This is a genomic window from Vagococcus xieshaowenii (genome assembly GCF_004792515.1).
In the GTDB taxonomy this organism is placed as follows: domain Bacteria; phylum Bacillota; class Bacilli; order Lactobacillales; family Vagococcaceae; genus Vagococcus_A; species Vagococcus_A xieshaowenii.
Genome location: NZ_CP038865.1, coordinates 1,422,300 through 1,434,656, shown reverse-complemented (window position 1 = coordinate 1,434,656; position 12,357 = coordinate 1,422,300). Strand labels below are relative to the sequence as shown.

Below are 12,357 nucleotides of genomic sequence, written 5' to 3'. Positions count from 1 at the left end.
GTGAAAAAACGTTCAATAAGACTCTTGAAAGGCTTATTTATGTTATACTATTTACAGAAAAAGAAAGGAGAATATAGATGGTTGATTTTTTATTGTTATCAACGTTTGAAAATATGAAAGATATTCTCTCACAGTACCTTTTTTCTAAAAATTTTATTGTTAGTGCAATTGATATTGCGGTAGTTTGGTACTTTATTTATAAATTACTTCAAATAATCAGAGGAACCAAAGCAATTCAAGTTATTAAAGGGATTGTAGTTATTATCGTAATACGTGTACTAAGTGGAATCTTGGGATTAAATACGGTGGAATGGGTGATGAATCAAGTTATTACCTATGGGGTCATTGCGACCATCATTATTTTCCAACCTGAAGTAAGACGAGGGTTAGAACATTTAGGGCGAGGCGCCTTATTTTCTAGAAAAAAGTACGGAAATGAGATGGACACTCAGGAAATGATTAATCAATTTAATCAAGCAATTAAGTACATGTCTAAACGTAAAATTGGTGCATTAATGACCATTCAGAAACAAACGGGTTTAGATGATTATATTGAAACAGGTATCCCGCTAAATTCAGAAATTTCAGGGGAATTGTTAATTAATATTTTCATTCCAAATACACCACTTCATGATGGAGCGGTTATCATTAAAGACAACAAAATTGCCGTAGCGTGTGCCTATTTACCACTATCTGAAAATGATGCTATTCCTAAAGAATTTGGAACGAGACATCGCGCAGCAATTGGTGTTAGTGAAGTATCCGATGCAGTGACAATTGTCGTCTCAGAAGAAACAGGGGACGTGAGCATTACAAGGAATGGTCGTTTACATGCTCATTTATCAGAGGAAGAATACTTGGACATATTAAAAGAAGAACTTGTGGTAACAGAAGACGCAACATCGGATAATTTTATTAAAATTATCGCTGATCTCTTCAAAAAGGAGGGAAAGTAAGATGAAAGATTTTACCTCCAGTAAATGGTTTGTCATTTTGGTGTCGTTTGGTATAGCGCTCTTATTATTTTTTAATGCAAATTCAGATAATAATTTTTTTAATTCAAGTAGCAATTCTAATACACAACCAACTTTTTCAGTTGTTGCAGAAGAGGTACCTGTTTCGGTTAAATACGATGCAGATGCGTTCTTTATTTCGGCTTACAAAGAATCCATGTCTGTTGTATTAAAAAGTTCTAATCGCATTTTATTAGACACAGAAATGAATAGTGAAACAAGAAATTTTATGTTACAAGCTGATTTAACAGGTTATAAAGCAGGAAAACACAAGGTCGATATCAAGGCTTTAAATTTACCAGCAGGGGTCGAAGTAACATTAGAATCACCACAAATAACATTTGATTTAGAGGAGAGAATCACACAAACTTTTAATGTGCATCCTAAATTGAATGACAATTTACTAAAAAATGGTTATACTTTAGAAGATATTGGGTTAACGCCTGAGTCAGTAGCCGTAACCACTGGTAAGAAAACCATGAATAAAATAGCCGATGTCATAGTATCGGTCGATCAAGACAAAGAAATTGTCTCAGACTTTGAAAAAGAGTATGATGTTTATGCAATTGATAATGAAGGCAATATTTTGACCACAATTATTGATCCTTCAAAAATAAAAGTGAACATAGATGTGACAGCACCGTCTAAATCGGTTCCTGTGACGATTAAACAATCAGGAAAGATTCCAGATGGGGTTAAGAGTTATTCATTCACAACACCAGTTCAGAATGTTGAAATTATTGGTTCACGTGATGTCATCGATTCTATTAATCAAGTAGAGGTATTTGTGGATACTTCAACGATTAAGGAAACGAAAACGGGTGATTATAAAATTGAAACAATCAATAATGTCACGATGAATCCTGAAACGGTAAGTGTGACAATTACGCCTAAATTGGTAGATAAAAAGTAAAAAATAAATTAGTTTATTAAATATAAGGTAGGGTGTCAAATAATGGGGAAATATTTTGGAACAGATGGTGTTAGAGGCGTTGCTAATAAAGAGCTAACACCTGAATTAGCATTTAAATTAGGTCGATGTGGTGGTTATGTATTAGTTCAACATCACACAGATGAAACAACAAGACCAAAAGTTTTAGTTGCAAGAGACACACGTATTTCTGGAGAAATGTTAGAACAAGCGTTAATGGCTGGTTTAATGTCTGTAGGTATTGAAGTCTATCAACTAGGTGTTGTATCTACACCAGCAGTCGCTTACTTAACACGTTTACAAAATGCTGACGCAGGCGTAATGATTTCAGCTTCACATAATCCAGCACAAGATAATGGAATTAAATTTTTTGGACCAGATGGGTTTAAATTAGCCGATGAAGAAGAATTAGAAATCGAAGCGTTACTTGACCAAGAAGTTGATACGCTACCTCGTCCAGCAGCAGAAGGATTAGGAACATTAGAAGACTTCCCAGAAGGATTAATTAAGTACGCACAATTCTTAACAAAATCAATTGACGGTGATTTAGAAGGGTTAACGGTTTGTCTTGATGGCGCAAATGGTGCAACATCACCATTAGTAAACCGTGTATTTGCTGATTTGGAAACAGAATTTTACACAATGGGAACAAGTCCTAATGGTTTAAATATTAATGATGGTGTTGGTTCAACTCATCCTGAAAAATTAGCAGCATTCGTCGTTGAAAAAGGAGCAGACGTTGGTCTAGCTTTTGATGGTGACGGTGACCGAGTGATTGCGGTAGATGAATTAGGAAATATCGTTGATGGGGATCAAATCATGTATATCTGTGGTAAGTTCATGAAAGAAAAAGGCTTATTAAAAGATGATACGATTGTTTCAACTGTGATGAGTAACTTAGGTTTCCATTTAGCGGTTGAAGAAGCTGGTATGACGGCTTTAACGACACAAGTAGGTGATCGTTATGTAGTAGAAGAAATGCGTAAAAACAATTATAATTTCGGTGGCGAACAATCTGGTCATATTGTATTCCTAGATTACAATACAACAGGTGATGGCTTGCTTTCAGGTATACAATTGTTACATGTTATGAAAGAAACTGGGAAGAAGTTATCTGAATTAGCTTCAGAATTTACAATCTATCCACAAAAATTAGTCAACATCCGTGTAACAAATAAAGAAGAAGCTTTAAGTAATGTCTTCATCAATAAAGTAATTGATGAAGTAGAAGCTGAAATGGATGGTAATGGACGTGTCTTAGTAAGACCATCAGGAACAGAACCATTATTACGCGTGATGGCAGAAGCACCTTCAATTGAAAAAGTTGAATACTATGTCAATAAAATCGCTGACGTTGTAAAACTTGAAGTTGGCGCTGAATAAATTAAAAATAACTAGGAGGATGGAGCGAAAGTTCCAGCCTCCTTATTAAATTAAAAAGGTGAAAAAATGAAAAAATTAGTAATTGCGTTGATTGTTGTACTATGTGTTGTGGTGATAGGATTATTTTGGGGAGTCAATTATTTATATAATTATGCGATAGTTCCAGGAGAAAAAGAATTTTTAGCTGAAACGCATGAAGGAGAACCAGATAATGTTTATGCTAATTGGGATTTTATCGAGGAATCCCCTTTGTATTATGAGATGACCTCAAGAGATGGTTTAGAATTATTTGGGGTTCATTTAAAGCACAAGCAACCTAGTGAAAAGTTGGCAATAGTCGTACATGGATATGGAAATAGTTCTAAAGGAATGGAAGATTATGCTCGTTTATTCTTTAACCAAGGTTATGATGTCTTTATGCCAGATGCACGCGGACATGGCCAAAGTCAAGGTGACTATGTCGGATTTGGTTGGGATGAGCGTTTAGATATTGTCGATTGGTCAAATAACTTAGTGGATAAATACAATGGTAAAATTGACATTGCTTTATTTGGTTTGAGTATGGGCGCAGCAACTGTTATGATGGCTTCAGGAGAAGCATTACCAGAACAAGTGAAGGTAATTATTGAAGATTGCGGGTATGATAAAGTAAGCAATGAATTAGCGTTTCAATTAAAAGATATGTTTAATTTACCATCATTCCCAATGATTCCACTTGCTTCAGCATACACAGATTTTAAAGCAGGATATAATTTTTATGAAGCAGATGCTCTAAAACAGCTGTCTAAAAATAAACGCCCGATGCTATTTATTCATGGAACCACTGATACCTTTGTCCCAACACGTATGATTGATAGTGTGTATGAAGCGACGAATGGACCAAAAGAAAAATGGTTAGTCGAAGGGGCAGAGCATGCTAAAAGTATTGAAGTTGATCCAGAAGGTTATAACAAAAAAGTAGCGGCGTTTTTGGCTAAATACATGTAAGAAGTAAATTGACTTTTTTTAATAGATTCATTATACTTGTAAAGCAAGGATATATTAGATGAACTTAGTTAGGTCCAGAAAGTTTTTCCTAGGCTGTGAGAAAAACCCACTAATCATTATAAGGCTCCCTTGTGTGATTGAATAGGAAACTATTCACGCATTTTCCACGTTACGGAAACTTAAGAGGTAATGACTGTTCAAAACATCATTGCAAACAAGGTGGTACCGCGATTGTGTCGTCCTTGTTTTGCAGGGTGTTTTTTTATTTTATTTTAAAGGAGAAGACAGATGAAACAATTAACTAGTACTCAAATTCGTCAAATGTTTTTAGATTTTTTCAAAGAAAAAGGGCATAGTGTGGAACCAAGTGCGTCATTAGTACCATTTGAAGATCCAACGCTTTTATGGATTAACTCAGGTGTTGCGACATTAAAAAAATATTTTGATGGCACGATTGCACCTGAAAATCCAAGAATGACTAATGCTCAAAAAAGTATTCGTACGAATGATATTGAAAATGTTGGGAAAACAGCTCGTCATCATACAATGTTTGAAATGTTAGGTAATTTCTCAATTGGTGATTACTTCAAACCAGAAGCGATTCACTGGGCGTGGGAATTTTTAACTGATGAAAAATGGATTGGTTTTGATCCAGAAAAATTATCCGTTACTGTTCATCCAAGTGACGCCGAAGCACGTCGTATTTGGCATGAAGAAATTGGCTTGCCACAAGAACGTATCATTGATTTAGAAGGTAACTTCTGGGAAATTGGTGTGGGTCCATCTGGTCCTAATACTGAAATTTTCTATGACCGTGGGCAAGAATTCAATGATGTGGCTGAAGATGATCCAGAAAACTTCCCAGGCGGAGAAAATGAACGTTACTTAGAAATTTGGAACCTAGTATTTTCTGAATTTAACCATACAGAAGAAGGCACGTATGAGCCACTTCCTCATAAGAATATTGATACAGGTATGGGGCTAGAGCGTTTAACTTCTGTTATTCAAAATACAAAAACAAACTTTGAAACAGATTTATTCATGCCAATCATTAAAGCCACAGAAGTTATGAGTGGTCAATTCACTTATGGTCAAAGCGTTGAAACAGATATTTCATTTAAAGTAATCGCTGACCACGTGCGTGCGGTAAGCTTCGCAATTGGCGATGGTGCATTACCGTCAAACGAAGGACGTGGTTATGTTTTACGTCGCTTATTACGTCGTGCCGTTCGTCATGGTAAAAAATTAGGTATCGACAAACCATTCATGTATGAATTAGTGTTAGTCGTTGGCGATATTATGAAAGATTTCTACCCAGAAGTGTTAGCACAAAAAGACTTCATCCAAAAAGTAATTAAAACTGAAGAAGAACGTTTCCATGAAACAATCAATGAAGGCTTAACAATTTTAAATGGTATTTTAGCGGATGCTAAAAAAAATAACGACACACAAATTAACGGGAAAGATATCTTCAAATTGTATGATACATACGGCTTCCCAGTTGAATTAACAGAAGAAATTGCTGAAGAAGCTGGTTTCGATGTTGATCATGCAGGTTTTGAAGAAGAAATGACTGCCCAACGTGAACGTGCGCGTGCGGCTCGTGCTTCAGTTGAATCAATGAACATTCAATCAGGATTATTAACAGATATCAATGTGTCTAGCGAATTTGTTGGTTATAATCAATTAGAAGTGACAAGTGAATTAGTCGTATTAATTGCTAACGAAGAAAAAGTTAATAGCCTAGAGCCAACTGAAGAAACAACTGCTGAAGCTATGTTTGCTAAAACAACTTTCTACGCTGAAATGGGTGGACAAACGTTTGATATGGGTGTTATTTACAACGACCAAAACGAAGTTGTTGCTGAAGTAGTTGACGTGAAAAAAGCGCCAAACGGTCAACCATTACACAAATTAATTGTCACAAAACCAATGACAACTGGTACATCATACCGTTTAGTCGTTGATGAAGTTCGCCGTAACAAAGTCGTAAAAAATCATACGGCGACTCACTTATTACACCAAGCACTAAAAGATGTTTTAGGCACACATGCTAACCAAGCAGGTTCATTAGTAACACCTGGTCACTTACGTTTTGACTTCACACACTTTGGTCAAGTAACACCTGAAGAGTTAGAAAAAATGGAACAAATTGTTAACGCAAAAATTTGGGAAAGTTTAGCCGTTGAAACAATTGAAACAGATATCGACACAGCAAAAGGTATGGGCGCTATGGCTTTATTTGGTGAGAAATATGGCTCAGACGTACGTGTTGTTAAAGTCGGTGATTACTCACTAGAATTATGTGGTGGTACGCATGTTCGTAACACAAGTGAAATCGGAATCTTCAAGATTTTATCTGAATCAGGAATCGGTGCTGGTGTTCGTCGTATCGAAGCGGTAACCAGTGAAGAAGCGTATGAAGTTTTCCATAATGAAGAAAATGACTTAAAAGCTATTGCTCAATTAGTAAAAGCACCACAATTAAAAGAAGCAACAAGCCGAGTTGAACAATTACAAGCACAACTAAAAGAATTACAACGTGAAAACGAACAATTGGCTGCTAAATTAGCCAACCAAGAAGCCGGCAATATTTTCAATAATATTGAAGAAGTTAATGGTATTAAGATAATTGCTCAACACGCTAGCGTGAAAGACATGAACCAATTACGTCAATTGTCTGACCAATGGAAACAAAAAGAAGTTTCTGATGTTTTAGTATTAGGGATTACACAAGATGATAAAGCGAATTTATTAGTAGCAATGACACCTGCAATGAACGAAAAAGGTTTACGTGCGGGAGACTTAATCAAAGCAATTGCGCCACTAGTAGGTGGTGGCGGTGGCGGACGTCCAGACTTAGCACAAGCAGGTGGTAAAAATCCTGCAGGTATGTCTGATGCGTTAGCAGCTGTTAAAACATGGATTGCTGAAAAATAAACTGATTTTTTACCTTAATGAAACAAAAAACTCGTAAGCCTTAAAAAAGCTTACGAGTTTTTTGTTATTTCCAAATGAGATGTTCTACAGTAGAAAGGATCGCATTGAAAGCTCTAGGTTCAATGACTTCACCATTCATTTGGCCATATTGACGTGATTTAGTCATTAAATGCATTGTTTTAGATCGGAAGATTGTCACATACGGACTAGACGTATGTGTTCCTTTAGCTAGTTTAGCTAACAAGCGAGCAATTTTTAGGTAACTAATTTTTTCAACGACAATTAATTCAAGTTCAGGCTCCTCAATACTAGCATTAGGTAAAATTTTTACACCACCACCAAAATAAGGATGCTTACTGTTAGTGACAAGATAGGCATTGTTGAATTGCTTTGTTGTCTGACCATCATTTACAGTTAACTTAAAACCTTTTTGTTTAAATAAAAGGCCAATCATTGAAAAGAGATAAGCAAGCGAACCTAGTTTTAGTTTATTCAAAGTCGTTTTATTTTTGGATTCATTGGTTTTGGCAACAACAGATGCATCTAACCCAATGCCTAGGTTGTTAGAAATAATAAAGGATTCCTTGGTTGTTTGTTCGTCGTACTTTAATGAATAAAAAGATGACGGAGACGTCGCATTTAACAGTTGCTTTAATGCCTCTATGGGTTCCCGAGAAATATTCGCACTTCTAGCAAAATCATTACCTGATCCGCTTGGAATATAGGCAAAAGGAATAGTAGGATAGTTAGCTAAGCCATTTTGAATTTCAAATACCGTTCCATCTCCACCTAGTGCTACCAAAAGTGGATAGGATTCATGGTTAGTGCCATCATTTTCTTGCCAAGTTCGTAATGTTGTTTTAGCTAATGTTTCAGTTAGTGTTATAGCATGCCCCGCATATTCTGAAAGGTGAATAGTAAAGGGGATTTGGTGTGTAATTAAATGTTTTTTTACGTCTAATAATATTTGAGTACCGTTGCCACTTCCAGCATTTTCGTTGGCAATGATATGTAAATGTAATGACTGCATAATATTCCTTTCATGATCAATATTGTTGGAAAACAATAAAAAAGAAGTCATCAGCTATTGTTAAGTGCTAACGACTTCTATCTTCTTGTACAACTACAAGATGCATCCATTATAAAGGTTCTCCTTTTAAATGATTTGTTTTAAAGCTGCAATAGCTTTTTCAATTGTATTACCATAAGCGACTTTTGACTCATCTTTAGCATCGAACGCGATAAATTGTTGCGTTTGAGTATTAAGTGCAATACGGTAAGGTAATTGTTTGTTATTGAATATCATAGTATCTTCTCCTTCTTTATCTGTAATCCACAAAAGGCAAAAGTAACTAGGTCTTAATAACGAAATTCCAACGTTTATAATTTTACTCCCTTTTATTTATAAATGCAAGTTTTTAGTTTTCATGATTGACAATGATTAATAAAAGGCATAAAGTAGGAAGGTAGCAAAAAAACCGCGGTTCATTCATACCATCCCGCGTTAACAAAACTAGGAGGAAAATATATGACATCAAAGAAAACAATGACTTTAATTATGAATGGGGTCATCGCAGCGATTTATTTAGCGCTAACGATTATCGTCAACCCTATGGCATCTGGTCCTATCCAGTTTAGAATTTCAGAAAGTTTAAATCACATTGTGGTATTTAATAAACGTTTACTATGGGGAGTTTTTGCGGGCGTTCTATTGTATAATATGATGTTTTCAGAGTTTGGAATTTTAGATGTGGCTTTTGGTGGTGTCCAAACGTTAGGTTCATTATTAATCACTGCTTTACTAAGTAAAGTCATTAAAGATAAGAAAAAATTATTAATAGCTAATACATTAGTATTTAGTTTGAGTATGTGTTTAATTGCTTTAATGCTAAATATGGCAGTTGAAGCGCCATTCTGGGTAACATACGGTTGGACATTTATTAGTGAACTCGTTATTATGGCAATTTCAGCTCCTATCATGTATGCAATAGATAAACGTATTAATTTTGATAAGTATTAATCACGAGCGAATAAAAAATTTGTACTCTTAACCTAAAAGGATGGCTGATGAAAAATCAGGCCATCTTTTTTTGCTTTTGAGACGGAGGTGATATCACAGATTTAATTAATAATCCGCTAGGTGGTTCTATTGGGGTTGATTTTATACGATATGTTAGAATGAATGTTTCGTAAGAAATCACGTTTGAATATTTTCTTAAATAGTTGTGGTGTGATCGCTCTAATAGCATTTTTAGGACTTACCGTGATAGTGTATTTATGTAATAGATAAACAAAAATCCCAACTTGCCTTGGCAGGTTGGGATCTTTGTTTATTACATTTCTTCAGGAGCGTGAACACCTAATAGGCGTAAACCTTCTTTAAGAACAGTTTTTACTGAGTAAACAAGAGCTAGACGAGCATCTTGTTGGTCGTCATCACTCACAATTTTAGTGTGTGCGTAATATTTGTTGAATGTTTGAGCTAAGTCAATGACATACTTAGCAATAACAGATGGCTCATATTTAGCAGCGGCTCTTTCGATTACTGAAGGGAAATCTTTCAATAATTTAATAACTTCCCAGCTTTCTGCATCATTTAATTCGTAAGATTGGCCTTCAACTGGTTGCCAATTTGTTTTACGTAAAATAGAAGCAGAGCGAGCGTGTGTATATTGTACATAAGGACCTGTTTCACCTTCAAAACGTACCACTTCTTCTAAGTTAAAGTCAAAGTTATTTAAGCGATCGTTTTTAAGATCGTGGAAGATTACAGCGCCAACACCAACTTGGCGAGCGGTTTCTTCTTTATTTTCTAGGCTAGGATTTTTATCTTCGATTTGTCCTAATGATAGATTAATTGCTTCGCTTAGCACTTCTTCAAGTAAGACAATTTTCCCTTTACGTGTAGATAGTTTTTTTCCATCTTTCGTAATTAAACCAAAAGGTACGTGGACAATATCATCAGCCCAATTGAAGCCTAATTCTTTCAGAACGGCTTTTAATTGTTTAAAGTGGATACTTTGTTCGTTTCCTACAACGTAAACAGCTTTATCAAAGTTATATTCTTCTTTACGGTATAAAGCTGAAGCTAAGTCACGTGTGATGTATAATGTCGCACCATCAGATTTACGAATAAGGGCAGGATTTAAATCGTATTTAGACAAATCAACGATATCAGCACCTTGGTCAGAAATTAATAGATTTTTTTCTTCTAAAAGTTCGATTGGTTTATTCATTTTGTCGTTATAAAATGATTCACCGTTATATGAATCAAATGTAACTTCTAATAAATCATAAACACGTTGGAATTCTTTTAATGATTCTTCACGGAACCATTTCCATAAGTGAAGGGCTTCTTCATCACCATCTTCAAGTTTTTTAAACCAAGCACGACCTTCATCTTCTAATGAAGGATCTGTTTCAGCTTTTTCATGGAATTCAACGTATAGGCGTAGTAATTCTTTGATAGGATTTTCGATAACTGCTTGTTCTGATCCCCATTTTTTGTAACCAACAATTAATTTACCAAATTGTGTTCCCCAGTCACCTAAGTAGTTGATTTTGTATGGTTGGTAACCTAATTTTTCAACTAATAGGGCAATACTGTTACCGATAACGGTTGAACGTAAATGTCCCATTGACATTGGTTTGGCGATATTAGGTGAAGATAAATCAATTGGAATCATTCTATTCTCCCCAATTGTTTGATCACCATAGTGGCTTTGTTTTTCAATAATTTCTGTTAAAGTCGCTTGGCTAATTTCTGCTTTATTTAAGAAGAAATTTACATAAGGTCCAATAGGTTGTACTTGATAAGCGTCACTGGCTTCGATTTGATCAGCGATATCTTGGGCAATCATTTGAGGTGCCTTGCGCATGATTTTTGCTAAAGGGAAAGCTGGAAAGGCTAGATCCCCATGTTCCGACACTTTTGGTCGTTCAATTGAGTTAGTAATCTCTTCAAGCGTAAGATGTTCACCTAGAACTTTTTCTAGGGCTTGAGCTACTAAAGTTTTTTCGTTCATTAGAATCCCTCCGTATATTAATTGGCTTATTTATTTACGTGAAATATAAAGTCATACCAACGTATTATAACAAAAACATGACTATATTCCTATTATTATTTATTGTGAAAACTCTTCAATGAAAAACCAGAAGTGTTGGATTGACAATGAATTTCTTGATCGGTTAGTGGGTGTGTAAAATGTAAGGCAAAGGCGTGAAGCATTAAGCGTTCACCACGACTTTTCGGATTGTATAAAGGATCTCCAATGATGGGATGGCCCAAACTTTGTAAGTGAACTCTAATCTGGTGGGTCCGACCAGTTTCAAGTTCACATCTTAACAATGAAGATTGTTGATTGGAGTCTATAGTTGCAAAGTGAGTGATAGCTGTTTTACCCGAGCGTTCATCAATTCGTCGTTTACGACGGTCATGGCGATCACGACCAATTTTTTTGTTGACTGTTAGATAATCTTTAGTTAATTGTCCTTTAATTAATGCGTGATATGAGCGTTTGATATTCTTTTCTTCAAGCATGCGACCAATGATAGGCAAAATAAAAGGATTTTTAGCAAACATAATTAAGCCACTTGTTTCCATGTCTAGTCGGTGTACAACATAAGGAAGAACGCCTTGAGGAGTTAGGTAACTAGCGACATGATTGAGTAAGGTGTCATCTTCAGCAGCTTCATTAGGATGAGTTTTCATTTTGATAGGTTTATCGACGATGATTAAGTGCTCATCTTCAAAGAGTACCTCCAGGTCATAACCGTTTCCTTTTAGGACGTTATAATTAGGATAATCGCTTTCTTCAAAAGTCAACGTAATAACATCACCAGCATGAACCATTTCATGGAATAAGAGCGTTTGTCCATTAACCAGAATATTTTTTTTGGTTCGTAGAAAATGTCGAACTTTTCTTGGGACTAGCCATTTAATTTCTAAAAGTGTCTGGATATCACAGGTTTCAAAATTAGTGGGAAGCGTAATCGAATATTGCATAAAAACACACTCTTTCTGTTTATTTATTAGATTGTAACATAGTTTGAAGAGAGTTCCCTAGTCAAATGTAAAAAAATAGATAAATTACAAATATCCGT

Annotated in this window: 10 protein-coding genes; 6 read left to right on the top strand and 4 right to left on the bottom strand. The window is 35.4% G+C overall.

Going from position 1 to position 12,357, the window contains the following annotated elements; all coding sequences use genetic code 11:
- Nucleotides 1-77: 77 nt before the first annotated feature.
- The 5 genes from cdaA to alaS all read left to right on the top strand — a co-directional run bounded on the left by cdaA (nucleotide 78) and on the right by alaS (nucleotide 7,254).
- Complete coding sequence (gene cdaA / locus E4Z98_RS06910) at nucleotides 78-956, top strand: diadenylate cyclase CdaA (protein WP_135254573.1); 879 nt, start codon at nucleotides 78-80, stop codon at nucleotides 954-956.
- 1 nt (nucleotide 957) lies between these two features.
- Entirely contained in the window at nucleotides 958-1,926 is a 969-nt protein-coding gene (locus E4Z98_RS06905; protein WP_135254574.1) for a CdaR family protein, read from the top strand.
- Between the two features lie 42 nt (nucleotides 1,927-1,968).
- The gene (glmM, locus tag E4Z98_RS06900; protein WP_135254575.1) at nucleotides 1,969-3,327 is read left to right on the top strand and encodes a phosphoglucosamine mutase; all 1,359 of its coding nucleotides are present in this window, start codon (nucleotides 1,969-1,971) and stop codon (nucleotides 3,325-3,327) included.
- Between the two features lie 66 nt (nucleotides 3,328-3,393).
- The gene (locus E4Z98_RS06895) at nucleotides 3,394-4,314 is read left to right on the top strand and encodes an alpha/beta hydrolase (RefSeq protein ID WP_135254576.1); all 921 of its coding nucleotides are present in this window, start codon (nucleotides 3,394-3,396) and stop codon (nucleotides 4,312-4,314) included.
- A 288-nt stretch (nucleotides 4,315-4,602) separates the two neighbouring features.
- Nucleotides 4,603-7,254 (top strand): alanine--tRNA ligase, encoded by a 2,652-nt coding sequence (alaS, locus tag E4Z98_RS06890; RefSeq protein ID WP_135254577.1) that lies wholly within the window; start codon nucleotides 4,603-4,605, stop codon nucleotides 7,252-7,254.
- A 64-nt stretch (nucleotides 7,255-7,318) separates the two neighbouring features.
- Here the strand turns inward: alaS and E4Z98_RS06885 are convergent, their stop codons facing one another.
- Together E4Z98_RS06885 and E4Z98_RS10050 are read right to left on the bottom strand one after the other, a co-directional pair.
- Nucleotides 7,319-8,284: a diacylglycerol/lipid kinase family protein gene (locus E4Z98_RS06885; protein WP_167790921.1), complete on the bottom strand. Its 966-nt coding sequence runs from the start codon at nucleotides 8,282-8,284 to the stop codon at nucleotides 7,319-7,321.
- A gap of 126 nt (nucleotides 8,285-8,410) precedes the next feature.
- The gene (locus E4Z98_RS10050) at nucleotides 8,411-8,560 is read right to left on the bottom strand and encodes a hypothetical protein (protein ID WP_167790922.1); all 150 of its coding nucleotides are present in this window, start codon (nucleotides 8,558-8,560) and stop codon (nucleotides 8,411-8,413) included.
- A gap of 222 nt (nucleotides 8,561-8,782) precedes the next feature.
- Here E4Z98_RS10050 and E4Z98_RS06880 point away from each other — a divergent pair, with 222 nt between their 5' ends.
- A complete protein-coding gene (locus E4Z98_RS06880) occupies nucleotides 8,783-9,274 on the top strand; it encodes a QueT transporter family protein (RefSeq protein WP_135254579.1) in 492 nt (163 codons plus the stop codon).
- A gap of 313 nt (nucleotides 9,275-9,587) precedes the next feature.
- Here E4Z98_RS06880 and argS read toward each other — a convergent pair whose 3' ends face one another.
- Nucleotides 9,588-11,279, bottom strand: a complete 1,692-nt coding sequence (argS, locus tag E4Z98_RS06875; RefSeq protein ID WP_135254580.1) for an arginine--tRNA ligase — start codon at nucleotides 11,277-11,279, stop codon at nucleotides 9,588-9,590.
- Between the two features lie 95 nt (nucleotides 11,280-11,374).
- A complete protein-coding gene (locus E4Z98_RS06870; protein WP_135254581.1) occupies nucleotides 11,375-12,259 on the bottom strand; it encodes an RluA family pseudouridine synthase in 885 nt (294 codons plus the stop codon).
- Nucleotides 12,260-12,357: the final 98 nt, after the last annotated feature.

Coding starts and splice junctions, on each gene's coding strand:
- cdaA (WP_135254573.1), top strand. CDS start 78: ATGGTTGATTTTTTATTGTTATCAACGTTTGAAAATATGAAAGATATT.
- E4Z98_RS06905 (WP_135254574.1), top strand. CDS start 958: ATGAAAGATTTTACCTCCAGTAAATGGTTTGTCATTTTGGTGTCGTTT.
- glmM (WP_135254575.1), top strand. CDS start 1,969: ATGGGGAAATATTTTGGAACAGATGGTGTTAGAGGCGTTGCTAATAAA.
- E4Z98_RS06895 (WP_135254576.1), top strand. CDS start 3,394: ATGAAAAAATTAGTAATTGCGTTGATTGTTGTACTATGTGTTGTGGTG.
- alaS (WP_135254577.1), top strand. CDS start 4,603: ATGAAACAATTAACTAGTACTCAAATTCGTCAAATGTTTTTAGATTTT.
- E4Z98_RS06885 (WP_167790921.1), bottom strand. CDS start 8,284: ATGCAGTCATTACATTTACATATCATTGCCAACGAAAATGCTGGAAGT.
- E4Z98_RS10050 (WP_167790922.1), bottom strand. CDS start 8,560: ATGATATTCAATAACAAACAATTACCTTACCGTATTGCACTTAATACT.
- E4Z98_RS06880 (WP_135254579.1), top strand. CDS start 8,783: ATGACATCAAAGAAAACAATGACTTTAATTATGAATGGGGTCATCGCA.
- argS (WP_135254580.1), bottom strand. CDS start 11,279: ATGAACGAAAAAACTTTAGTAGCTCAAGCCCTAGAAAAAGTTCTAGGT.
- E4Z98_RS06870 (WP_135254581.1), bottom strand. CDS start 12,259: ATGCAATATTCGATTACGCTTCCCACTAATTTTGAAACCTGTGATATC.